This window comes from Hydrogenovibrio kuenenii DSM 12350 (genome assembly GCF_000526715.1).
Taxonomy (GTDB): domain Bacteria; phylum Pseudomonadota; class Gammaproteobacteria; order Thiomicrospirales; family Thiomicrospiraceae; genus Hydrogenovibrio; species Hydrogenovibrio kuenenii.
Map to the genome: position 1 here is coordinate 1,335,717 of NZ_JAGP01000001.1, position 23,933 is coordinate 1,359,649.

A 23,933-nucleotide genomic window follows, 5' to 3' on the forward strand; every position below is an offset into this window, starting at 1 on the left:
AATTTAGTCTTTTTTTGGCACAGCCGTCTTAATTGACAGCGCATGCAAAGCGCCGCTCTCAAATTCTTGTTTGAAGATATCATTCACCATTCTATGTCTTTGCAAAGGTGTCTTTCCTTCAAACTCAGAACTAACAACTTCTATAGCGAAGTTACAATCTTCTCCACTTGTCACAACTTGTGCGTCAAGAATAGATGTCTGAATTTTGTTTCGAATATTGTCAGGAGACATAAATCACCAATTTATAAAAATTTAATCGCGTATTTTAACGCCTTTAAACAACAAAATCAGATTAATCGACGTGATTACCAAAAAGAACGCTAGGGTTATAATCAAACTCAAACCAATCGAAACATCTGATTGAGTGAAAAAGCCATAGCGAAAACCATCCACCATATAGAAAAATGGATTTAGGTGAGAAATGTACTGCCAGATACCCGGTAACGCATGAATGGAATAAAATACGCCACTCAAAAAGGTTAAAGGCACAATAATGAAATTTTGAAATGCAGCCAATTGATCAAACTTATCAGATAAAAGCCCCGCCGTAAGCCCAACGGACCCCATAATAGCGGCGCTTAAAACTGCAAACAATAAAATCCACCACGGATGATTCATCGTTAAATCAAAACCATACATACCAATCAATAAAACACCTACCCCTACCGCCAGACCACGAATAACTGAAGCACCAACAAATGCTAGGTACAACTCAAGCGGAGAAATCGGGCTTAACATCACAAAAGTGAGGTTTCCGTGCATTTTTGACTGAATAATACTAGAAGATGTATTGGAAAATGCATTCTGTAGAATCGTCATCATAACCAACCCTGGAATCAGAAATTGACTATAAGTTAGACCCGTGAAAACCTCTATCTTTGTATCTATCACTTGACCAAAAATCAATAAATACAGTAGTGATGACACAACAGGCGCAAAAATAGTTTGGATGGCGACGGAGTAAAAACGGCGAACCTCTTTTACAAAAAGAGCCCAACACCCTACAAAATTAAAGTTCATCATTTTGCTCTCCTGTTAAGGTTATGAACACTTCTTCAAGAGTTGCATCACGACTGGTAATATCTTTGATATGTAGACCCGTAGCTGATAACCAGGCCATAATATCGTTGAGAGGTAAATCTTTCTCCACCTTAAACACTACTTCATTGACATTAAAACTATCCAATCGCTCACTCAAAGCAGCATGACTTGCTAAGAAGCTTTCTTCAAAACGTTGTGAGAGATTAACTCGTACATATCGATATGGGTGGAGTGACACTAGATCGGAAGTTGTTTCTAGGGCTTTTAGCTGACCTTTTTGCAAAATAGCCACTTTTTCACATAAAGACTCAGCTTCTTCTAAATAGTGCGTTGTTAAAATAATCGTATGGCCTTTTTGGTGTAACTCTTTAGTAAACTCCCAAAGCGTCTTCCTAAGGTCAACGTCGACACCAGCTGTAGGCTCATCCAAAACAATCACATCAGGTTTATGAACAAGCGCCATCGCAATTAGAACTCGCCTTTTCATTCCACCAGAAAGCTGATTGGTCATAGCATCAGACTTGTCTGTTAGTGCCAAACGTTCTAAAAGTTCATTAATCCATTTATCTTGCTCAGAACCAGATAAGCCAAAATAGCCCGATTGAATTTTCAATAAATCTTTAATCGAAAAAAAGGGATCAGAAATCAATTCTTGAGGAACCAAGCCTAACTGGCGGCGTGTTTGTCGATAGGATTTTTCTGTATCATATCCATTTACTAAAATATGACCGCCAGAAGGCTTTACTAAACCTGCCATAGAATTAATCAACGTGGATTTCCCGGCACCATTAGGCCCCAATAAGCCGAAAAATGAACCTTTTTCAACTTCAAATGAAACACCTTTAAGTGCTTGCAACTCTCCGTAGGCTTTACTGACATTCTGAAACGAAACTGCTGAACTCATTAATTCTCTCTTTTAAAACATTAACTCTTTGACGCTGACAATAAAGGGGCCAATTCATATAAATCAATCAAACCAGACAAGTCTTCGGGCAAAGCATACACTCTTATTTTGTTGACTGCTTTAGCCTGTAAGAAAAGAATTAATGCCAAACAACTACTGTCCGCAGACGTTACAAGTGAACAGTCAATTTCTTCAATAACACCCTCACCTACCCAAGCGTTATTTTTAAAAAGCTTGCTAATGGATTGAACCGTCAAATCGCCCGTTAAAGTTAACCTTTTGTCTTTAACAACGTAAGCCGTCTGTTGTGACATATTCACTGCTTTCACGAGGTGTTACACCTTATTTTTTTCTTTTAAAGAGGCAATCACTTGATCTATCCCCTTGGTATCAAATTCTGATGCAAATATCTTGCGATAATTTAACAACAAGCTAATCCCTTCAATCGTCACATCATAAAGCATCCACTTATGGGTATGCTTATTCAAATAAGCACGATAAATCACAGATGAAATATTACCGTCTGACTGAGTAACATCCGTCACAACTGTCGCACGACCTTCTCGTGGTTCTTCCACCCGTGTCACTTTAATTTTTGACACTTTCAATTTAATCAAACTCTGTGAATAAGAGCGTAACAAAGTATTTTTAAAAGCTTCTGAAAAGTCGTTTTGCTGCTTAGGAGTTGCAGAACGCCAATATTGCCCCATCACATAACGAGCCATTTTTGGCGTATCGACATAAGGCAAGATATATTCATCTGCAAACATCTTTACTTTTGCCGGATCCGATGCCAACTCTTTTCTTTGTAAATCAATTTGTTTTAATACGCTTTGGGAAAGCTCTTTAACCATTTCTTTAGGATCTGTCTGATTAATTTGAGCCTGGGCCTCTCCCATAGCTACTAATAAAAACAGACCAAACAAAAATATTACTTTGTTCTTAAATATCATTTTTTGTCATTCCCACTATCACTAAATTTGGTTAAAAACTGCCCTATCAGATTTTCTAGAACAAGAGCTGATTGCGCTATATCTATCTGATCACCGTTCTTCAAATATTCATCATCAGCGCCAGGTGTTAAACCAATATACTGATCACCTAAAAGTCCAGAGGTTAAAATGGCTGCTGAAGTGTCCAAAGAAAGCTTGTTGTACTCTTTATAAATATCCATCACAACTTTGGCTCTATAAGTTCTTTTATCAACAGAAATCGAATCGACACGCCCAATAACGACACCACTGATTTTTACTGGTGCTCGAACTTTCAAGCCCCCAATATTACCGAACAAAGCGCTTACCTTATAGCTAGGTTTATCTTGAAACCCTTGAAAATTACTTACTTTAATGGCAATAAAAACCAGCGCAACTAATGTCATCATGACAAATGCGCCCACCAATATTTCAACACTGGAACGACGAACCATATAAAAATTCCTTAAACAATCTTATTTTTTGTTAGTTAAACATCAAAGCCGTCAAAACGAAATCTAAGCCTAAAACGCCTAGAGAAGCATGAACTACTGTTCGAGTGGTTGCACGGCTCACGCCTTCAGAAGTAGGTATGGCATCTTGACCTTGAAACAAAGCTATCACCGATACAAGAACTGCAAACGCAACCGATTTAATCATTCCATTAACAACATCATCTTGCCAATCAACATGAGCATGCATCTGTGACCAAAAAGCACCATCATCGACACCAAGCCATCCAACTGCAACCATATAACCACCAAAAACACCCATGGCTGTAAACATGACAGAAAGCATTGGCAAGGCGATAATCGCACCAACCAGTCTAGGTACGAAAATAAATTTTAACGGGTCCACTGCCATCATCTCTAATGCTGACGTTTGCTCGGTAGAACGCATCAAACCTATTTCAGCAGTCAAAGCTGAACCTGCTCTACCAGCGAATAGTAAAGCCGTAACAACTGGGCCTAACTCTCTCAATAACGAAAGTGCAGTCATCGTACCAACCGCTTCTTCCGAATTGTAATCAACCAAAACGTTGTACCCTTGCAAACTCAAAACCATACCAACAAACAAGCCTGCGGTCAGAATAATTGGCAAAGATAGCACACCGGAAAAATAGACCTGTTTAATTAACAAATCAAACCGCTTAAAAGCGTAAGGCAAAGACGGCAGAATTGAAAAAATAAACAAGGTTCCACGACCTACTGCTGATGCTACTGACAGAGAGGTTTTTCCTATAGAGGACAGTGTCGAAAGAAAATAGTTTAACAAGACAAATCCTCTATATAGTCGGAGGCCGGATAATGAAAAGGAACAGGCCCATCAGGCAATCCTTGTAAAAACTGCTTAACATAGTCTGAACCTGAGTCTAACAATTCTTGAGGCGTACCTTGAGCAATAATCTTCCCTTCAGACAAAACGCACGCAAAGTCCGCAATCGAAAGTACCTCTTTCACATCATGCGAAACAATCACACTAGTTAATTCCAGGCTTTCATTTAATTTTTTGATTAAAGAAACCAAGACACCCATCGTAATTGGGTCTTGCCCAACAAAAGGCTCATCATAAAATACTATCTCAGGATCCAATGCAATAGCTCTAGCCAAAGCGACTCGACGAGACATTCCACCAGACAATTGAGCAGGCATTAAAGTCATAGCGCCGCGAAGACCTACCGCTTGAAGCTTCATTTTAACAATGAGCTCAATCAATGGCTCTGGCAGATCTGTATGCTCTCTAATAGGAAACGCAACATTTTCAAACACATTCAAATCAGTTAACAAAGCACCCGATTGAAACAGCATCCCCATCTTACTTCTTAATGCATAAAGTTGATTTCTAGGAAGCTTATGTACATCTTGTTCGTAGACATGAACTTGGCCGGAATCGGGCACTAACTGACCTGCAACCAGTTTCAGCAAAGTGGTTTTTCCTGTCCCACTAGGCCCCATAATGGCCGTAATCTTTCCCTTTGGAATAGTGAGGGTTACATCATCAAAGATGACCCTATCGCCACGGTGAAATTTGAGGTTTTGAATTTGAATAACGGATTCTGCTTTCATAGCCGCCCATCATAACAAAATTGCCAATACAAAAGAATCATTGCCAGCATCTCTTAATTATTAGTGACCTAAAAGTTCAAACAATAACTTCATGTCAGTTACATGCTTGGTTGATACATCTTCATCAACAGCAAAAACACATCCCCCTGGGAAGTCTTGAGGTAAAGAGTCTAAAAAAGGAGAAACCGCATCTTTTAACTGACTCATAGGATGGTCATTCATTCGAATCAAAAACATAGGTTCACCTGACAAAACACCCAGTCCTGAATCACAAGACCACCCCATAATCTGAGGTCTAGGCGCACAAGATGTTAACTTATAATCTGTATCAGCCAATTCATCTTCGAGATAATTTATTTCTGCTTGAGATAGATTCATTCCAAGAACCCCATAGGCCTTGTCTTTCAATAGGTCTTTAAGTTCTTTAATTTGATCTAGAACAACCTCACTAAAATCACTCACTTCAAAGAAAATAAAAAAAGGTTCGGGTTCATGCAAAACTTCTATTTCAGCAATATATGCAGCATCCCATTGCTTCCATACGTCCTGTGGAATCAGTAAAGCTTTAAAATATTGGTTATAATAATCCAACCGCCAATCTTCTGGCATATCGTCTGGATAAAAGTTTTTATTCCAGCTTTGATGAAGCCATCCACGTGTTCCTACTAATAGATTTTCAATTTTAGTTGCCATAAACTTTATTTATTTTAGTTATAAAAAACCCTATAATGTTCATTTTACTCAAAACAGTCGAAAAGAAAACTGTATGACAATGACGCTCATTTTACCAAGTTTGGTATTACTCGCAGGACTTGCTTTACTCGTCTGGAGTTCAGATATTTTCATTGATGGCGCTGCTGCTACAGCTGTTCACCTAAACATCTCACCACTTATTATCGGGGTTGTTGTATTAGGTTTTGGCACCTCTGCACCAGAAATTCTGGTATCCATCTTAGCGTCTTTTGATAACAGCCCCGGTCTTGCAGTTGGTAACGTCATCGGTTCAAACATCGCCAACATAGGCCTTGTACTTGGTATCACTGCAATTATTTCGCCTATTGTAGTAAAGTCCTCGCTACTAAAACGAGAATTTCCTATTTTACTCGCAGTTTCTGTTCTGGGCCTACTCTTATTACTTGACCACCAACTTGGCCGATTAGATGGAATTATTCTAATCACCATGCTCATCATCGTTATGGCATGGATGATCAAAGCAAATAAAACAATTGATCAACACGACCCCCTTGTCGAAGACACCATCGACGAAATCAATGACCTCCCCAAGCTTTCACTGAAAAAGGGACTTGTTTTTCTAGCTATCGGCCTAATTATTCTCATCGGCAGTGCAAAACTTATGGTTTGGGGCGCCGTAGAAATTGCGCAATATTTTGCCGTGCCAGATTTGATTATCGGTTTAACGATAGTTGCAATCGGTACAAGCCTACCTGAACTTGCTGCTGCGATCTCGGCAGCTAAAAAAGACGAATCTGACTTAATGATAGGCAATATTTTAGGTTCAAACCTATTCAACTTGCTTGCTGTTATGGCAATGCCCGCACTAATTGACCCATCACCTGTCGACAACTCTACGCTCATGATTGATTATCCTGTTATGCTTGGCATGACTTTAGCCATGTTAGTCGTGGCGCTTCCTAGAAAAGGAAATGCCATTATCACAAGGGGCGAAGGGACTTTACTCATCCTCAGTTATATTGGCTATTTACTTCTACTTTATTATAGAATGGTGCACCCATAATCAAACCATAGGGAAGCCAAGATGGAGTTTCAAACTGAAATATTACATAAAGCGTCTAAAATCAAATTACTCATTCTTGATATAGACGGCGTTTTATCTGATAACAAACTCTATTATGGCGACAATGGCATTGAATATAAAAGCTTTCATACCCGAGATGGCCACGGCATGGTCATGCTACAAAAAAGCGGTATAGAAATTGGCATCATAACAGGTCGAAAGTCTCCACTAATTGATAAACGCATGAAAGACTTAAAAGTTAAACATGTTTACCAAGGTGTTCCTGACAAACTTCCCACCTTTCTTAAGCTAATTGAACAAGAGCAGCTGGCTTTAGATGAAATCGCCTATATGGGAGATGACATCCTTGATCTTCCTATCTTAACTAGAGTGGGGTTGGCAGCCTGTCCAAAAAATGCAGATACAGAAGTACCGCCTCACGTGCATTATGTTTCCCGATTCAATGGTGGAGAAGGCTGTGTTAGAGAAATGTGTGAACTCATTTTAAAATCACAAAGTCTCTGGCAACAGCATATGGATTTTTACCTGCGAAAAAAGCTGTAAAATAAACATTAAGAACCGATCCCTACTAATACCAATCAATCACGAGGAATAGCACATGAAAAAACGCTTACCAATGATTTTGGTTTTTGTACTCTCTATTTCTCTATTGTTGTTAAATACTCATCAAAACTTTTTGCAAACAGGAAAAACAACAACACCTAAAGCACCTAAACTGACTTACAGCTGGCAAATATTCAACTCTACAAGTTGGCAAATCAACAAAAACACACCTAATGCAGAGCAGACGTATCTAGTTGCAAAAACCATAAATTACCAGAACCAGACAAAACAAAGTCAATTCGCGATGCCTTTTTCCATCCAAGAAAAGCCGACATCGTTGCTCATCATCCACAGCAAAAAAGGCACTAGTCAAAACGATGAAGTCATTCACTTACAAGGAAAAGTAAGAATAGATAGCATATCGCTTCCCGACCACAAAAATAAAACCCTGAAATCTGAACAAATTACTTATAATAGCCAAACTGAATTATTGGTAAGCCCCGTCTTTGCCGAACTAACAACACCTGATGTAATCGTCACAGGAGTTGGTTTTTCTGCTAACTTGAAACAAGATCAATATAAATTTGAATCGAATGTTAAAACGCTGTATCAACCTAAATAGCCATATCAACAGCCTTAGAAAACTTTCTATTGTTTTTCTTGGCGCAGTCACACCAACCCTATGCTCTACAACATGGGCAGCGACTCCTTCTCCAGATGAAACTCAACCCGTTGAGATAACGGCTGATACATTAAATGCCAAAGATAAAGAAGGCATCAGTATCTACCAAGGTAATGTTATTGTCATTCAAGGTTCAACGACAATTAAAGGCGATAAGGTCACCCTACACCACCCAAAGCGAAAAATTTCTACCGCTATTGTATTAGGCAAACCCGCTACATTTAAACGTTACCTTTCAGAAGAAAAAGGTTGGGTAACGGGGCACGCAAATAAAATCACCTACTCCACGACCAACAAGACCTTATTACTCGAAGGCAATGCGAAGGTTGTGCAAGAAGATAAAAACACCATTACGGGTCCACGCATCCTCTATGACCTGACACACAAAACATTGTCAGCAAAAGGCAAGGCAAAACAAAGAATAAAAATGATATTTACACCTCCTGAAGAGCAGGAGAAAAAGTAATGGCGCACTTTTATGCAAGAGATCTTGCCAAAAGCTACAAAAAGCGCGTTGTCGTTACCTCAGTAGATTTAGATGTTTCCAGTGGCGAGGTTGTAGGCTTACTGGGACCAAATGGCGCAGGAAAGACAACAACTTTCTATATGATGACTGGCCTTGTTAAAAATGATGGTGGCGAAATTTTTCTAAACGATAGTAATATCAGTGAACTATCAATTGACCAAAGAGCCAAACTTGGCATCGGCTACCTACCTCAGGAAGCTTCAGTGTTTCGTAAACTCACTGTTAAACAGAATATCATGGCCATTCTAGAAATGCGTGATGAGCTTCCAAAAGAGCAACAATTTCAAAAATACGAAGAATTGATCGATGACCTTCAAATTGGTCATATTACAGAACAATTAGGACAAGCATTGTCAGGAGGAGAAAGACGTCGCGTTGAAATTGCTCGCGCCTTGGCAATGGAACCAGACTTTATACTTCTTGATGAGCCCTTTGCAGGCGTTGACCCCATTTCAGTAAAAGATATTCAAAATATTATTTTGCACCTAAAACAAAAAGACATAGGTGTACTTATAACTGACCATAATGTACGTGAAACCTTAGGTGTTTGTGATCGCGCCTACATTCTTCATGCCGGTAAAATACTCGCCAGTGGAACCCCACAAGAAGTACTTGCCAATACCGATGTTAAGCGTGTCTACCTTGGCGAAAATTTTAAATAATTTTCATTTTTCCAGCGTTACCTCCCTCCACTGAACCTCCTCTTTTATGCTATACTTCAACTGAAGCAAAGTCACAATCAATGCTTACAGAACAATAAAATAAAAGTAAACTTCTCTGCTCATCGCAAACACTGGAAAAGGAGCGATATTATGCAAATCAACATTACAGGTCACCACATTGACATTACTGATGCACTTCGCGATTATGTAACTGAAAAAATGCAAAAATTAACCAGACATTTTGACCATGTCACCATTGCACACACTATCTTAACTGTCGACAAACAAGGTCAAAAAGCAGAAGCAACTGTTCACGTTTCTGGAAAAGATTTATTTGCTGAGCACACCACTGAAGACATGTATGCCTCTATTGATGGTTTGGTTGACAAGTTAGATCGCCAAGTCATTAAATACAAAGAAAAAATTGGTAGCCACCATCAAAAATCAGGTGGTGTCAAAAACATGGCTGAAGAAGCATAATTTCAGCAATGGATAAGAAGGGGCTTTTAAGCCCCTTTTTTTATAGCAAATTTCGATGAATTTACCTTATTATTCTTTGGTATTTGCTTTAGAATAATCTCGACTAACAAATTCCTCTAGGCCATGTTATGCCTCAAACAACCGATAAGCTGCAAATTACGGAACAGCTGCTACAAGCCGTAAATGATGATAACGGTGATTACGCACAACAAATACTGACCACTCTTGTTCCTGAAGAAATTGCGGAAATACTTGAAGCAACGCCACCCAAGCAGCGTTATCCACTCTGGGTACATCTAACATCAGAGGTTCAAGGGGAAGTCATTGGTCACACCAATGAAGAAGTCCGAGCCAGCCTACTACAACAACTTGATAACCAAGAAATAGTTGACCTTACTGAAGAGCTGGAAACGGATGACATCACAGATATTGTCCAGTCCCTTCCTGAAGAAGATAAACAGCATGTTCTAGACAACTTATCGGATGACGAGAGAACGGCAGTAGAAACCGCATTAAGTTACCCTGAAAATACTGCTGGGGGCTTAATGAGTACGGATATTATCACCGTACGTTCTGATGTAACTCTTGAAGTTGTTTTACGTTTACTAAGAAAAATTGGCTCTATACCTAAGGCCACCTTAGACTTAATCGTAAGAGATAGAGAAGGTTTATACGAAGGTGTTCTTAGCATTAATGATCTCATCACACATGATGAAGACACCTTAGTTAGCGAACTCATTCTGAAAAAAGATGCCATAAAAGCAACCATTTCGGACAAGGATGTAGCGCATTATTTTGAAAAAAATGACATTATTTCTGCTGCTGTAATCGATGAAAACAATCTAATCCTCGGTCGTATTACAATCGATGACGTGGTCGATATTATCCGTGAAGAAGCTGAACATGCTCAAATGGCAAGCGCAGGTTTAACGGAAGATGAAGATTTATTCTCCCCTCCTATGCGCTCAGCGAAAAGGCGTTCTTTCTGGTTGGGTATTAACTTATTAACCGCCCTATTTGCTTCAGCAGTTATTGGCATATTTGAAGCGACTATCCAACAAATAGTTGCCCTTGCGATTTTAATGCCTATTGTCGCTAGCATGGGTGGTATTGCAGGTACGCAAACGGCAACTATTGTTATTCGTGCTTTAGCAACAGGAAAGCTTGGCTCGAAAAACAGTCGTGCTTTGATAATCAAAGAAAGCTTGGTTGGAATGTTAAATGGATTGATATGGTCTGTCTTGACAGGAATAACGGCTGCTGTGTGGTTTCACCAAATGTCGCTCGGCATGATATTCGGTGCAGCCATGCTACTAAATCTTATTGCTGCAGCGGTAGCTGGCGCTTTAATACCATTATTGCTGAATAAAATGAAAATTGATCCCGCCTTAGCATCTGGACTTATGCTAACAACAGTAACAGACTCTTTGGGATTCTTTGTTTTCTTAGGATTAGCGACAGTTATTTTAGTCTAAAAGACAACATAACAACCGAAGTGAGTCATTCACAAAATGCTTCAATAAAATCAAAACATTCTAGCAAAGACATCTTCACTATAAGCGTAGGCCGTTGCTGCAGTTAGAAAAAGCGTAACCGCTAACCACTTAATCACTCTTGGTGATTTTTTGTTTTCCCGAAAAATATCTGATTTGCGTTTAACCAGTTTGATTGCCATCCTACAAATCCTTTTTAAATACAGCAACAAGGTCTAAATAAGGAAACCAAATCACGACATAACCCTCCCACAATTTGAAAGATTATTACTTTGACCGCAACCCGGCTATCTCCAAAAGACCCGTGGCTTTCCGTCCTTACTTCACAGTAAGTTTGGCTAAAACATCATTGACTTTATAATGTCATTGTGTATTTATGGCACATTTTTTTTATAAATGCAATAGAAATCATTAACTTAATGTATTTTTTTTATTTTCAGGTTTTACAAGTCGGGTTAATGTTCACGAGTCGCAACGAACTGTAAATTAGGCCATCTCTCTTCAATCAAATTTAAGTTAACCCGTGTCGGAGCGATATAAACCAGCTGATCAGCTGCATCGTAAGCAACATTATCTTTAACTTTCGCAAGGAATTTCTCAATTTCGGCTTTATCGCCAATGACCCAACGTGCCGTGTTTACATTCACCGCTTCAAATAAACAGGTAACGTTATATTCGTCCTTTAAACGTTGAGCAACCACTTCAAACTGAAGCACACCAACAGCCCCCAAAATCAGGTCATTGTTTGCTATTGGTCTGAATAGTTGCGTCGCACCTTCTTCAGAAAGTTGCGTTAAGCCTTTTTGCAAAGCTTTCATTTTCATTGGATCTTTTAATTGTGCACGACGGAAAAGTTCAGGTGCAAAATTTGGAATACCAGTAAACTTCAAATCTTCACCTTGAGTAAAGGTATCTCCAATCTTGATTGTGCCATGGTTATGCAAACCGATTATGTCGCCAGGGTAAGCCTCTTCCGCATGTTCACGCTTATTCGCTAGAAAGGTAATGGCTTTAGAAATCTTTACATCCTTACCAATACGAACATGTTTTAACTTCATGCCCGCTTCGTATTTTCCCGATACAATACGCATAAACGCCACACGATCACGATGTTGTGGATCCATATTTGCCTGGATTTTAAACACAAATCCAGTTAACTTATCTTCATCAGACTTAACTGTTCGGGTTTCAGTTTCACGACCTTTTGGCGACGGTGCATACTTAGCAAAACCATCCAGTAGCTCCTGTAAGCCAAAGTTATTTACAGCAGAACCAAAAAATACGGGCGTAAGCTTACCTTGCAAGAAATCTTCAAGATCAAACTCATGACTTGCGCCGCGAACCAGCTCAATTTCTTCGCGCAACTCTTCTGCCATACCGCCTATTTTTTCATCCAAGGCAGGGTTATTGATACCTTCAATCAACTCACCAGCAGAAGCATTTAAACCATCTGCAGATTCAAACAAACGCACCGTATCGTTATAAAGGTGGTAAATCCCTTTAAAACGCTTACCCATACCAATCGGCCATGTCATTGGCGCACAGTTAATTTTTAACACATCTTCAACTTCATCCAGCAAATCGATGGGATCCTTCCCTTCTCGGTCAAGCTTGTTGATAAATGTCAAAATAGGCGTATCACGCAGACGACAGACTTCCATCAATTTAATGGTTCTATCCTCAACCCCTTTTGCGACGTCAATAACCATCAATGCTGAATCTACTGCGGTTAGGGTACGATAAGTATCTTCTGAGAAGTCTTCGTGCCCAGGAGTATCCAACAAGTTCATCATCACATCTTTGTAAGGAAACTGCATCACAGACGAAGCAACAGAAATACCTCTTTCCTGCTCCATTTTCATCCAATCCGACGTCGCACCGCGATCGGTCTTTCGGCTTTTAACCGCTCCAGCCATCTGAATGGCACCACCGTAAAGCAACAGCTTTTCGGTTACCGTGGTTTTACCCGCATCCGGGTGGGAAATAATGGCGAATGTTCGTCTTTTATTTGTTTCTAGCTGCAATGACATAGCGTTTTAAACTCAAAGGCTGTTATTTATATTTAATTTTTAAATTCATTAAAACTAAAAAATCTGCCAGGCTGGGTAAGGATATAAACACCCAGCCTGGCAGATTTTTAGTCAATGTTTAGGCTAAAGGTCTGAAGACCAAGCCTAAACCGTTTTATTTATTTTTGTTTTGACGGGCAAGCTTTGCTTCTTTTTCCGCTTGTTCTTCTAAGAAAATACGCGTCAACTCTGCTTCCTGCTCTTTAGCACTTGCACCCTCTTTAACAGGTTTCATCAAGTCTTCTTTAGAAACACCTAATGCCAATGCAATCGCGCTGGCAATATAAGTAGAAGAATAAGTACCGACAACGATACCGACAATCAAAGCCATCGCAAAGTTATGGATAATTTCCCCACCAAAGACAAACAAGGCAAGCAATACAACCAATGTTGTAAAAGATGTCATAATCGTTCTTGCCAACATTTGGTTAACAGCAAGGTTAGTCACATCAACAGGCGTGCCTTGACGCTCGATACGGAAGTTCTCTCGCACACGGTCAAAAACAACAATGGTATCGTTCAAAGAATAACCGATAACGGCTAGTACGGCTGCTAATACGGTTAAATCAAACTGAGCTTGCGTCCAAGCGAACACACCGACGGTAATGGTCACATCATGAATCAAAGCCGCAACCGCACCGACGGAAAAGCGGAATTCGAATCGAAGTGCCACATAAATCAAAATACCAATCAATGCGTAAATTACGGCAAGAAAACCATCTTCCGTTAATTCATCACCTACCTGAGGCCCTACAAACTCAACACGTCTTAAATCGATCTTATCGTCCGTATGAGCCTTTAGAACACCCAAGATCTGATTGGACAGTTTTGAAGAGTTCACACCTTCACGTGGTGCGATACGGATCAATACATCCTCTGCAGAGCCAAAGTTCTGCACAACAGCTTGATCAAAACCATTCGCCTGTAAATTTTGACGAATTTCATCAACATCAGCTGGCTTCTCATAGGCCAACTCAATAATGGTTCCGCCCGTAAAGTCGATACCAAAATTTAAACCTTTGACTAAAATACCGACAATAGAAGCAATAATCAGCAAGGTTGAAACAACCATTGCGATCTTGCGTTGCCCCATAAAGTTAATCAATTTTTTTTCAGACATCTGCTCGTCATCCTGATTCATTTCCTTTGCCATGCTTATCTCCTAAACCGACAGTTTTTCAATCGGCTTATTGCCGTAACGCCAGTTAACGATGGCACGAGTACCCATAATGGCTGTAAACATTGACGTGATAATCCCAATACACAAAGTAATGGCAAAACCTTTAATCGGTCCTGTTCCGAAACTGAACAATACAATTGCCGCCAACAAAGTCGTGATATTCGCATCCGCAATGGTGACAAATGCTTTTTCATAACCTGCATTAATCGCCGCTTGCACAGAACCTACCCGCAATTCTTCACGAATACGTTCAAATATCAGAACGTTTGCATCAACCGCCATCCCAACGGTCAATACAATCCCTGCAATACCCGGCAAAGTTAAGGTCGCTTGCATTAACGACATAATGGCGACAATCAAAATTAAGTTCAGAGTCAAGGCAAGGTTAGCAATCATACCAAACACTTTATAGCGCCATGCCATGACAACCAACACCAACATAAAGCCAACAACAACTGACATAAATCCTTGGTCGATATTGTCTTTACCTAAGCTTGGCCCAACCGTTCTTTCTTCAACGATTTCCATTGGTGCCGCCAAAGCACCTGCTCTTAACAACAAGGCTAAATCTTGTGCTTCACGTGGTGAATCCAAACCGGTAATTTGGAAGCGGTTAGCAAACTGCCCTTGAATAACTGCAGCGTTGATAACATCTTTAGAGGTCACACGACGCTTCACTTTTTTACCGTTCACCATCACGGTGTCAATACGTGTCTCGATATAGACAACCGCCATGCGGTTACCCACGTTTTTCTTGGTTGTCGCCAACATCTTACGACCACCAACGCTATCCAAAGTCACACTTACTTCAGCTGTACCAGATTTTGATTCAATACCAGACTGAGCATTGATTACGTTGTCACCGCTCACAATAACTCTACGCTGCAATAAAATAGGACGCCCATCACGGAAGTGATACAAGCGTGCGCCATGAGGTGCATAACCGGTTTTTTCAGCTTCTTGTGGATCACCCTTTTCTTCAACCAGTCTGAATTCTAATGTTGCTGTCGCACCAAGAATCTCTTTGGCTTTAGCCGTATCCTGAACACCAGGTAACTGCACAACAATACGTCTTTCACCCTGCTGTTGAATAACTGGTTCAGACACTCCTAGTTCGTTAATACGGTTACGTAAAGTCGTGATGTTTTGCTTTAGCGCATAGGATTTAGCAGAAGCGATGGTTTTTGGTGACAGCAATAACTCTAAAGAAGGTTCTCTTCCTTCAGGCATTTGTTTAATAACAAAGTCACCATCGAATTTTTTGTTAATTTCTTCCTGTGCTTGATCTAGGTTTGTTCCCTCACGGAATTTCACCCATAAAGCTTGTTTGTCATAATCAACAGATAAATAACGAATACGCTTCTCACGCAACGAGGCTTTAATCTCATCCACATAACGGGTATACGCTTTTTGAACGGCTGTCTCCATATCAACATCCATCAAAAAGTGAACCCCTCCACGCAAATCCAGACCGAGGAACATAGGTTCAGCGCCCATGTCTCTCAAAATTTTTGGGGTAGCTGGTGCTAGGTTCAGTGCAACAACCGCTTGACGACCAAGCAAGTTTTTAATAACACTTTTAGCTTTTAACTGTTCTTCTGTTGAGTTAAATCGAATCAATAATTGCGAATCTTGACCAGGACGGAAAGACATGCTTTTGATCGGCAATTTCGCAGCTTCAAGTGCATCTGAAACTTTTTTCTCAATAGAGGCATTGAAAGTTACTGACTTAGCAGGTGAAACCTGAACAGCAGGATCATCACCAAATAGGTTAGGGGTTGCATAAATCACACCCAATAAAATCACAACTGCCAGCAATACATACTTCCAAGCCGGGTATTGGTTACTAATGACTTTTCTTTTAGAGTCAAACATGTTTAATTTTCCAAACTCAACATTAAAACAGCGCCTCGCATGCTCAGGCTTATATCTGCCTAAGGCTCGGGCTTAAAACAACAAAAGGGGCATAATGCCCCTTCTGAAAAAAGTCGTGATTATTCCGCAGTCCCTTTTAGGGTTCCTTTTGGTAATTCACGAGAAACATTTTGTCTTTCAACTTTTACGATAACGTTATTAGCGATTTCTAAATCGACAAAGTTTTCATCCATGTCACGAATCTTTCCAGCCAAACCACCGTAAGTAACGACTTCTGAACCTTTAGATAGCGCTTCAACCAATTTTTTGTGATCTTTCACTTTCTTTTGCTGAGGACGAATCAACAAGAAGTAAAAAACAATAAACAGAACGATTAAAGGCAATAACGCTTCAAAACCGCCACCTTGTGCTGCCGCACCACCATCTGCCATCGCATCAGAAATAAAAAAGCTCATTTTTGTCTCCCAAATAGGTTTATCTATAAATTTAGTCGCCGTATTTTGGCATAGTTCGATTAAAAATACCATGTAAAAACAGCCTAATTCCAGAGTTTCTCACTCATTGAGGCCATTCATCTAAAACCACCCCTGCCTGGTAGATTTTTATTAAAAACTGCCAGGCTGGGGTAGCATTAAATCATAGTGTCGGAACCACTTCTCCTCTTTGATGATAGAAGTGCTTCACATAAGTATCCAGCTGATTATTGGCAATTGCTTCACGCAACCCTTTCATCAGCAGTTGATAGTAATGCAAATTGTGAATTGTGTTCAATCTAGCGCCTAGAATTTCACCGCACTTATCTAGGTGATGCAGATAAGCACGTGTGTAATTCTTACAGGTATAACAATCACATTGAGCATCCAATGGCTCCAAACTGGTTTTATGCACCGCGTTACGAATCTTCACCACACCATCATGGGTAAATAGAAAACCATTACGTGCATTACGCGTTGGAATCACACAGTCGAACATATCAATTCCACGACGTACCGCTTCAACAATATCTTCCGGCTTACCAACGCCCATCATATAACGAGGCTTGCCTTTTGGCAGATGTGGTTCGGTAAATTCGAGTGTCGCCATCATTTCTTCTTTTGGTTCACCAACAGACAAACCGCCGATGGCATAACCGTCAAAGCCTATCTCTTTCAGGCCCTCGGCAGATTCAATTCTTAACGCTTCATACATTCCGCCTTGTACGATACCGAACAGTGCAGATGGATTATCGCCATGTGCATCTTTTGAACGCTGCGCCCAACGCAAAGATAAACGCATCGAATCAGCGGCTACTTCATAAGTGGCAGGGTAAGGCGTACACTCATCAAAAATCATCACTATATCCGAGCCAAGTTTGCGCTGCACTTCCATTGACTCTTCTGGCCCCATAAACAATTTGGAACCATTCACTGGATTACGGAAATGAACGCCTTGCTCGGTGATCTTACGCATTTTGCCAAGACTAAACACCTGAAACCCACCCGAGTCGGTCAGAATTGGCCCTTTCCAGTGGATGAAGTCATGCAAATCGCCATGTTGCTCAATCACATCGGTACCGGGACGTATCGCCAAATGAAAGGTATTACCCAAAATAATTTGTGCGCCAGTCTCTTCAATTTCTTCTGGCGTCATTCCTTTTACCGAACCATAGGTTCCTACAGGCATAAAGGCAGGCGTTTCCACCACACCACGATCAAATTTAAGGCGCCCTCTTCTGGCTCGACCATCTTGATTATCTAATTCAAATTCCATTGCTTATCTTCGTCCTACAAATTCTATTGTTCTGTTTTCTGTTGTGGGTGCACCAACATTGCATCCCCATAACTGAAAAATCGATACTTTTGCGCTACAGCATGCTGATAGGCTTGCATGGTTTTTTCATAACCTGCTAAAGCGGACACCAGCATAATCAAAGTCGATTCCGGCAAATGAAAGTTGGTCAACAACACATCTACCACTTTAAACTCATAACCAGGTGTAATAAAAATATCCGTTTCGCCCTGATAAGCTGCAAGCTGTCCGCCTTCACTCAGAGTTGCTGCACTTTCCAAGCTACGTACAGAAGTGGTTCCTATTGCAAACACCCTGCCGCCTTTTTGCTTGGTACGATGAATCAGGTCCACTGTTTCCGGCAAGACCTCAATCACTTCAGAATGCATGCGATGTTCACTTATATCATCTACTTGCACAGGCTTAAAAGTACCCGCTCCTACATGCAAGGTTACAAAACCAATTGCCGCACCTTTCTGGCGAATTTTTTCCAACAGCTTTTCGTCAAAGTGCAATCCAGCGGTTGGGGCTGCAACCGCACCTGGTTTTTCAGAGTACACAGTTTGATAGCGCGTTTTATCTTCTTCGCCATCCGCACGTTCAATATAGGGTGGCAAAGGCATGTGCCCACAAGCTTCAATGAGTGATAGTGCCGTTTCACCTGCAGGCAACTCAAATGCAACTTCAAACAAAGCGCCATCACGCCCTAACACTTCAACGTCAAATTGGTCTTCAATACGAATTTTGACACCAGGCTTGGGCGCATTACTTGAACGAATATGAGTTAAAACACGTCGATCGTCCAAGATGCGTTCAACCAAAAACTCAACTTTACCGCCACTGTGCTTTTGCCCAAACAACCTAGCAGGAATGACTTTAGTATTATTAAAGATTAAACAATCGTTCGGCTGAACATAATCTAAAAAATTAGGAAATTGCTTATCTGAAAGCTGTCCATCAGGCTCAATTACTAACAGACGGCTACCCGTACGCTCTTGAGTAGGGGCTTGTGCAATCAACTCTTCTGGTAGATCAAAATAAAAATCTTGGCGCTTCATTTTCTTAGTGGGGCGTAGGTTTTTAACGCAACTGTCTTCAAGGTTTAAAAAGCGGAAATTATACTTGATTCTGCTAACACGCGTTTTAAAACTACCCAGCCTTGCAGATTTTTAATAGAATTGCGCACTCGACTAACAAACAATGACATGCGAACCAGCGCTTTAAGTCAAACTCGGAAAGCCCTTATGTTTACAATCGAAGAGATAGATCCAAAACAGTATCGTCAAAAAACTCGTAATTCAACGTTAATTATTATGGGTATTTTTGTCGTAATCGGTATGATCTCAGCCACCGTGAGCGTTAAACTTCTGTCCCCATACAATTCAAACCCTTGGATACTGAATTTTCTAGGTGCATTTATTGGCTTAATCATCACTTTCTTCATTATTAAACAGTTTTTCATAAACAAGCCTTGGATGCGAGATGCAATGTATGGCTGGCGTCTTAAGCGCTCTTTGATGCGCATTACTAATGTCATGGAAAAGCTTAGAAAAGACGTTGATATAAACGATCACCAGGCGATGAAAACCATGCGTTTTTACCACCTTGGCTTAGAACAAATGCATCGTTTGGAAGACAATCACCATGCACTGATTGATTTATTGGCTGAAAAGAAAACCTTAGAAGAACGAATGACTGCTGCTGGCATTGATCTGAACCAAACCAGCTTTTCTCCCGCTCAGGTTGAGCGCTACCATAAAACTGAAAACTAGGATATGAAATGAAAAGTTTACTGTTACTTGTAATTGCGTTTGGCGTGTTTTTATTGGTTCGCTTCATTATGAAGCGCGTGAATGAAATCCAACAAGATGAAACAACATCAAGCCGAGATGCTCAAAATAATTATCATGACGGAAATGCAGAACGCATGATTACCTGCGCCGAATGCGGCTTACGTCTCCCTGAATCGGAAGCCATACTTTTAGATGCAACCACTTCCGTTGAAGCTAATCAACAATTAGCATTCTGTAGTCAGGAACATAAAAGACTTTACCTAGAAAAACATCCTGACGCTTAACAGAATTAAGACAACACCTTAACAATCGTTACATCAAACAAAAGCGGCTCTCCTGCCAATGGATGATTAAAATCCATAACCACTTCATCATCTTTGACTTGATAAACGGTTGCAGGGATTTCTTCTCCCGTAGGCGTATTAAACCCAATCACATGCCCTTCAGACAAAACAACTTCTTCAGGAAATTCAGATTTTTTCATGGTTTGAAAATTCATAGGGTCAGGCAACCCAAAAGCATCCTCAGGCATAAGAGAAAACTTTGCGCGCGTTCCCTCTTCCAACCCAATCAACAGCTCATCTAATTTGCTCAAAAACTGTCCATCACCAACTTGAAAAACAAAAACTTCATCGTCCTGTGTTTGTTCGACAACCGTATCATCCAACAAACTCAATTTGAATTGAATCTCTAGTTCCGACTGCTCGCCAACACGCTTTAATTTTGTTTTATCTACCATATCTCTCTACTTTACTTTTTAGCGGGTGCTTTCTTACGAGCAGCAGGTTTATCAGAAGTTTTCTTTGCGGCTTCACCATAGACTTTCACACAATTACGGCCAGCTTTTTTGGCCACATAAAGTGCTTCATCAGCTAGTTTCATCACTGCTTCAGGCGTCTGACTTCGTTCTGTTTTTTCCGCCAGACCAAAACTGACTGTTACCCGTGTTTCCGCTTTCTTACCTTTTTCCATTACCTCTAAAGGCACTTCAGAAATCTGTATACGCATCTCATCCAACACGGATTTCACTTCGTTTGCCGTTTTACTAGGGAAAACCACAGTAAACTCTTCACCACCATAACGGTATGGGTGCCCAACAGGAATACGAGCCAATTGATACGCGACCAATCTTAAAGCTTCATCCCCAACATCATGACCATAACGATCATTAAAGGATTTAAAGTGATCTATATCCATCATGGCAATGGCATATTTTCGGCCAAGACCCGTAAAACGTTCAAATAAAGCTCTACGCCCTTTCATGCCTGTCAACTGGTCTGTGTGGGCAATCTGATGCGAATCAAACACTAAAGACAAAATAATCAATCCAGAAGCAATGACTGACAACCAAGCCAACACTCCAAAAGAGACATATTGGTTCAACCCATAAGCAAGCAATATTAAGACAAAAATAACCGTGTTATCTAATACCTTAGGCGTGTTTTGAAAAGCATTTCGAATGACAATCAACAACCAAGCACCAATTGTTACCAAAAAAGGCACCATAGGTAGCGTTACACCAGAAGTACCAACAGGTTGAGCCAAAGTTAAAATAGTGCTCATCGGCAAATTATCCATCAGCCAATAAAATGCAAATCCTTGCAGAATAAACACGGTCAATAGACTGAAAACATACGGCTTTGACATTACCCCTTTTTCGGGTAATAAAATCCATAGCAAAATATTGAGTGGCAAAAAAATGGCCAATAATGGATAAAAAGCGGTAACTGTTAATACATCTGTTTTTGAAGTATTTGCAGGTAGGAAATACGCCATTGCAAAATTGAGCACAACAATGGTCAGTAATAAAAATATCGGTTGTACACGATTTAAATAAATACTGATAAATATCCCCAAAGCTGCGATTAGATAAGGGGCATATAAAAGTACGCTTTGGATGGATTTAGGCCAATGAGCAATTTGATCTACTTGCCAAAAAGCCAATACAGAAAACCCGATTAGCCAAAGATAATGTTTGCTATTAGACATAACAATTCCGTTTGTATTTTTTCAGTCAATCAAATTAGTGTTTACCAAATATTGAGAATTTATCTTTTGGTTTATCTACACACTGAATTTGCCATTCCAACATATAGTCGCAGTTCTTTCCTGACGCACACTGCTCATCGCTATAGCCAAACTCGGCAGTTTTGGCAGCGTTTTTGGATGTCACATAATAACCACTTGGACACAGGTCATCTGCTTTTGAGGATAGTGCATGGCTTGATAAATCGCCTGGTGTATCATTGTATGGGTGCGTTAAAACATAGTTGGTATCATCAACTTTCTTAACCTGAGTTTGACTACATCCTGATAATAGAACGATGCTAGCCAACAGCATAAAACTAAGCTTTTTCAAGTTTACTGTGCCTCTTCTTTAATTCCAATTTCTTCTACAACAAAACACATATTGGTATGCATTTTCTTACCGTTCACCAAAAAAGATGCGCCATTAGCGAACTTATCATCTTGGTTGAGTCGAATACTGCCTTTAATGACTTTAATCAACTTACCGGAATAACAGCTGTAAATTTCTATTTTTCGGTCTAATCCAACCCAATCGGACTGGATATTTTTAGCGGTATTTGAAACTTTTTCACAACCGTTCAAAGTCAGTAACAACATGCTTGTTGCCAGTGTTAATAAAATCTTTTTCATAAGTACCACATTCGTTTTTCTGTAAACGCTTATTGATTAATGCAGGTATTTTACCCTTTTGCCTCAAGCTTTGCTTAGTGGATTACGACTAAATCCTGACTATTCAAAATACCAAGTAGAAGCCCTACCACCGCTCTTTTCTCATAAACTTAACTTATTAAAAATAAATAATTTTTATCTAATATCAATACAAAAATTGATTCCAAACAAACCAGGTTTCTCGTTATCATAGGACAATACTCAAAATAACTAACAAGGTATCCCCCATGAACATTACCATCTTAGGAACAGGGTTTGCAGCTCTAACCGCGGTAAAGCAAACAAGAAAACAGCTCCCAGATGCTGAAATAACAGTCATTGCACCAAACAAAAAACTTGTGTATCTACCTAGCATCATCTGGATTCCAGCCAGAGAAAAACAAGGCAAATCTTTAGAAGTCGATTTAACAAAATTCTTTGCTCGACAAAATGTTAATTACATACAAGCCAGCGTGACTAACGTCACTAACAAAGGGCGTACCGTTGTTACAACCGAAGGTGAATACCAAAATGATGGTTTGATTATTGCCACAGGTGGACGCTTTATCAAAAAATTGCCAGGGATTGAGCACGCCATCACGCCTTGTGAAGGGATTGCTGCTGCAGAAGCGATAAGAGACAAGCTTGACAGTATGTCTGGCGGCACAATCGCAATCGGCTTTGGAGGCAACCCCAATGAACCTTCTGCAATGCGAGGTGGTCCTATGTTTGAATTCTTATTTGGAATCGACACCCTTCTTCGCCGCCAAGGACGTCGTGATAAATTTGAAATCATTTTCTTTAACCCTGCACCGCAGCCTGGTAAGCGCTTAGGTGATAAAGTGCCAAACGCTGTTCTAAAAATGATGGCTAAAAAAGGCATCAAAACCGAGCTCGGTCATAAAATGAAAGGGTTTGAGGCGAATAAAGTCATCACGGAAGGCACCGAATTTCATGCAGATATGATTTTATTTATGCCAGGCATGACTGGGCCAGCATGGCTACAGGATTCTGAAATAGAAAAATCTGCCGGTGGCATGATTAAAGCAAACGAACTTTGCCAAGTTGAAGGTCTTGAAAAAACTTATGTTGCTGGAGATTCTGGAAGCTACCCTGGACCAGATTGGCAAGCAAAACAAGCTCATGCAGCCGACTTACAAGCTACAACAGCCTCTCAAAATCTTGCCAGTGAACTACAAGGACGTGTGCCAACAGAAGTCATCAAACATGAATTGATTTGTATTATTGACACACTATCTCACGGGGTCTTTATTAAACGGACTGAGCAAGGTACGACTTTATTACCGCCATGTCGCTTAATGCACTTTGCGAAAAAATTCTTTGAATGGTGGTACCTGAGACAATATCGTTAAATTAGGCGTTATCCGAAAATTCAGATTCATGATTTTATGGCGAAGTACAAGCGAG

The 23,933-nt window shown here is 40.2% G+C and carries 30 protein-coding genes and 1 riboswitch; of the genes, 10 read left to right on the forward strand and 20 right to left on the reverse strand.

Going from position 1 to position 23,933, the window contains the following annotated elements; all coding sequences use genetic code 11:
• Positions 1 to 3: 3 nt before the first annotated feature.
• From N745_RS0106345 to N745_RS0106380, 9 genes are read right to left on the reverse strand one after another with little or no spacing between them, the layout of a single operon-like run.
• Entirely contained in the window at positions 4 to 231 is a 228-nt protein-coding gene (locus tag N745_RS0106345; protein ID WP_024851289.1) for a BolA family protein, read from the reverse strand.
• Positions 232 to 252: 21 nt separating this feature from the next.
• Positions 253 to 1,023 carry an ABC transporter permease gene (locus tag N745_RS0106350; protein WP_024851290.1) on the reverse strand — a complete coding sequence of 257 codons (771 nt, stop codon included), beginning with the start codon at positions 1,021 to 1,023 and terminating at the stop codon, positions 253 to 255.
• Positions 1,010 to 1,945: an ABC transporter ATP-binding protein gene (locus N745_RS0106355; RefSeq protein WP_024851291.1), complete on the reverse strand. Its 936-nt coding sequence runs from the start codon at positions 1,943 to 1,945 to the stop codon at positions 1,010 to 1,012. The genes N745_RS0106350 and N745_RS0106355 overlap by 14 nt, the downstream gene beginning before the upstream one ends.
• A 20-nt stretch (positions 1,946 to 1,965) precedes the next feature.
• Entirely contained in the window at positions 1,966 to 2,259 is a 294-nt protein-coding gene (locus N745_RS11790) for an STAS domain-containing protein (RefSeq protein ID WP_038070656.1), read from the reverse strand.
• Between the two features lie 21 nt (positions 2,260 to 2,280).
• A complete protein-coding gene (locus N745_RS11795) occupies positions 2,281 to 2,898 on the reverse strand; it encodes an MlaC/ttg2D family ABC transporter substrate-binding protein (RefSeq protein ID WP_051453383.1) in 618 nt (205 codons plus the stop codon).
• A complete protein-coding gene (gene mlaD / locus N745_RS0106365) occupies positions 2,895 to 3,371 on the reverse strand; it encodes an outer membrane lipid asymmetry maintenance protein MlaD (protein WP_024851292.1) in 477 nt (158 codons plus the stop codon). Before mlaD ends, N745_RS11795 begins: the two co-directional genes overlap by 4 nt.
• 31 nt (positions 3,372 to 3,402) lie before the next feature.
• Complete coding sequence (gene mlaE / locus N745_RS0106370; protein ID WP_024851293.1) at positions 3,403 to 4,191, reverse strand: lipid asymmetry maintenance ABC transporter permease subunit MlaE; 789 nt, start codon at positions 4,189 to 4,191, stop codon at positions 3,403 to 3,405.
• On the reverse strand, positions 4,185 to 4,982 hold the full coding sequence (locus N745_RS0106375; RefSeq protein ID WP_024851294.1) for an ATP-binding cassette domain-containing protein: 798 nt from the start codon (positions 4,980 to 4,982) through the stop codon (positions 4,185 to 4,187). The genes mlaE and N745_RS0106375 overlap by 7 nt, the downstream gene beginning before the upstream one ends.
• Positions 4,983 to 5,042: 60 nt before the next feature.
• Positions 5,043 to 5,675 (reverse strand): hypothetical protein, encoded by a 633-nt coding sequence (locus tag N745_RS0106380; RefSeq protein WP_024851295.1) that lies wholly within the window; start codon positions 5,673 to 5,675, stop codon positions 5,043 to 5,045.
• Between the two features lie 73 nt (positions 5,676 to 5,748).
• Between N745_RS0106380 and N745_RS0106385 the strand changes: the two genes are divergently transcribed.
• The 7 genes from N745_RS0106385 to mgtE all read left to right on the forward strand — a co-directional run bounded on the left by N745_RS0106385 (position 5,749) and on the right by mgtE (position 11,127).
• Complete coding sequence (locus tag N745_RS0106385) at positions 5,749 to 6,738, forward strand: calcium/sodium antiporter (RefSeq protein WP_024851296.1); 990 nt, start codon at positions 5,749 to 5,751, stop codon at positions 6,736 to 6,738.
• Between the two features lie 21 nt (positions 6,739 to 6,759).
• Entirely contained in the window at positions 6,760 to 7,302 is a 543-nt protein-coding gene (locus N745_RS0106390; protein ID WP_024851297.1) for a KdsC family phosphatase, read from the forward strand.
• Between the two features lie 55 nt (positions 7,303 to 7,357).
• Positions 7,358 to 7,924 (forward strand): LPS export ABC transporter periplasmic protein LptC, encoded by a 567-nt coding sequence (gene lptC, locus N745_RS0106395; protein ID WP_024851298.1) that lies wholly within the window; start codon positions 7,358 to 7,360, stop codon positions 7,922 to 7,924.
• Positions 7,896 to 8,450, forward strand: coding sequence for a lipopolysaccharide transport periplasmic protein LptA (gene lptA, locus N745_RS0106400; RefSeq protein WP_024851299.1), 555 nt, complete (start codon positions 7,896 to 7,898; stop codon positions 8,448 to 8,450). Before lptC ends, lptA begins: the two co-directional genes overlap by 29 nt.
• Positions 8,450 to 9,172, forward strand: a complete 723-nt coding sequence (gene lptB, locus N745_RS0106405; protein WP_024851300.1) for an LPS export ABC transporter ATP-binding protein — start codon at positions 8,450 to 8,452, stop codon at positions 9,170 to 9,172. Before lptA ends, lptB begins: the two co-directional genes overlap by 1 nt.
• A 150-nt stretch (positions 9,173 to 9,322) precedes the next feature.
• Positions 9,323 to 9,652 (forward strand): ribosome hibernation-promoting factor, HPF/YfiA family, encoded by a 330-nt coding sequence (hpf, locus tag N745_RS0106410; RefSeq protein WP_024851301.1) that lies wholly within the window; start codon positions 9,323 to 9,325, stop codon positions 9,650 to 9,652.
• 128 nt (positions 9,653 to 9,780) lie between these two features.
• The gene (mgtE, locus tag N745_RS0106415; RefSeq protein WP_024851302.1) at positions 9,781 to 11,127 is read left to right on the forward strand and encodes a magnesium transporter; all 1,347 of its coding nucleotides are present in this window, start codon (positions 9,781 to 9,783) and stop codon (positions 11,125 to 11,127) included.
• 50 nt (positions 11,128 to 11,177) lie between these two features.
• Here the strand turns inward: mgtE and N745_RS12655 are convergent, their stop codons facing one another.
• The 7 genes from N745_RS12655 to queA form a co-directional block, all read right to left on the reverse strand.
• Positions 11,178 to 11,327 (reverse strand): hypothetical protein, encoded by a 150-nt coding sequence (locus N745_RS12655; protein WP_157833750.1) that lies wholly within the window; start codon positions 11,325 to 11,327, stop codon positions 11,178 to 11,180.
• 92 nt (positions 11,328 to 11,419) lie between these two features.
• A riboswitch (cyclic di-GMP riboswitch) is annotated at positions 11,420 to 11,494 on the reverse strand.
• A 106-nt stretch (positions 11,495 to 11,600) separates the two neighbouring features.
• A complete protein-coding gene (locus N745_RS0106425) occupies positions 11,601 to 13,175 on the reverse strand; it encodes a peptide chain release factor 3 (RefSeq protein WP_024851303.1) in 1,575 nt (524 codons plus the stop codon).
• 154 nt (positions 13,176 to 13,329) lie between these two features.
• On the reverse strand, positions 13,330 to 14,367 hold the full coding sequence (gene secF, locus N745_RS0106430; RefSeq protein WP_407636467.1) for a protein translocase subunit SecF: 1,038 nt from the start codon (positions 14,365 to 14,367) through the stop codon (positions 13,330 to 13,332).
• Positions 14,368 to 14,376: 9 nt separating this feature from the next.
• Complete coding sequence (gene secD, locus N745_RS0106435; protein WP_038070658.1) at positions 14,377 to 16,269, reverse strand: protein translocase subunit SecD; 1,893 nt, start codon at positions 16,267 to 16,269, stop codon at positions 14,377 to 14,379.
• A gap of 119 nt (positions 16,270 to 16,388) precedes the next feature.
• Positions 16,389 to 16,724, reverse strand: coding sequence for a preprotein translocase subunit YajC (gene yajC, locus N745_RS0106440; RefSeq protein ID WP_024851306.1), 336 nt, complete (start codon positions 16,722 to 16,724; stop codon positions 16,389 to 16,391).
• Positions 16,725 to 16,905: 181 nt separating this feature from the next.
• On the reverse strand, positions 16,906 to 18,018 hold the full coding sequence (gene tgt / locus N745_RS0106445; RefSeq protein ID WP_024851307.1) for a tRNA guanosine(34) transglycosylase Tgt: 1,113 nt from the start codon (positions 18,016 to 18,018) through the stop codon (positions 16,906 to 16,908).
• Positions 18,019 to 18,041: 23 nt separating this feature from the next.
• Complete coding sequence (queA, locus tag N745_RS0106450) at positions 18,042 to 19,094, reverse strand: tRNA preQ1(34) S-adenosylmethionine ribosyltransferase-isomerase QueA (RefSeq protein WP_024851308.1); 1,053 nt, start codon at positions 19,092 to 19,094, stop codon at positions 18,042 to 18,044.
• A 186-nt stretch (positions 19,095 to 19,280) separates the two neighbouring features.
• Here queA and N745_RS0106455 point away from each other — a divergent pair, with 186 nt between their 5' ends.
• Together N745_RS0106455 and N745_RS0106460 are read left to right on the forward strand one after the other, a co-directional pair.
• Positions 19,281 to 19,808: a DUF3087 family protein gene (locus N745_RS0106455; protein WP_024851309.1), complete on the forward strand. Its 528-nt coding sequence runs from the start codon at positions 19,281 to 19,283 to the stop codon at positions 19,806 to 19,808.
• An 8-nt stretch (positions 19,809 to 19,816) separates the two neighbouring features.
• Positions 19,817 to 20,113 carry a PP0621 family protein gene (locus N745_RS0106460; RefSeq protein WP_024851310.1) on the forward strand — a complete coding sequence of 99 codons (297 nt, stop codon included), beginning with the start codon at positions 19,817 to 19,819 and terminating at the stop codon, positions 20,111 to 20,113.
• Positions 20,114 to 20,118: 5 nt separating this feature from the next.
• Here N745_RS0106460 and N745_RS0106465 read toward each other — a convergent pair whose 3' ends face one another.
• The 4 genes from N745_RS0106465 to N745_RS0106480 are packed head-to-tail and all read right to left on the reverse strand — an operon-like array spanning position 20,119 to position 22,487.
• Entirely contained in the window at positions 20,119 to 20,568 is a 450-nt protein-coding gene (locus N745_RS0106465; protein WP_024851311.1) for an FKBP-type peptidyl-prolyl cis-trans isomerase, read from the reverse strand.
• Positions 20,569 to 20,579: 11 nt separating this feature from the next.
• A complete protein-coding gene (locus N745_RS0106470) occupies positions 20,580 to 21,818 on the reverse strand; it encodes a GGDEF domain-containing protein (RefSeq protein ID WP_024851312.1) in 1,239 nt (412 codons plus the stop codon).
• Between the two features lie 34 nt (positions 21,819 to 21,852).
• Positions 21,853 to 22,188, reverse strand: coding sequence for a hypothetical protein (locus tag N745_RS0106475; RefSeq protein WP_038070659.1), 336 nt, complete (start codon positions 22,186 to 22,188; stop codon positions 21,853 to 21,855).
• A gap of 2 nt (positions 22,189 to 22,190) precedes the next feature.
• On the reverse strand, positions 22,191 to 22,487 hold the full coding sequence (locus N745_RS0106480) for a DUF5052 family protein (protein WP_024851314.1): 297 nt from the start codon (positions 22,485 to 22,487) through the stop codon (positions 22,191 to 22,193).
• Positions 22,488 to 22,753: 266 nt separating this feature from the next.
• Here N745_RS0106480 and N745_RS0106485 point away from each other — a divergent pair, with 266 nt between their 5' ends.
• Positions 22,754 to 23,878, forward strand: a complete 1,125-nt coding sequence (locus tag N745_RS0106485) for an NAD(P)/FAD-dependent oxidoreductase (protein ID WP_024851315.1) — start codon at positions 22,754 to 22,756, stop codon at positions 23,876 to 23,878.
• The last annotated feature ends 55 nt before the right edge of the window (positions 23,879 to 23,933 follow it).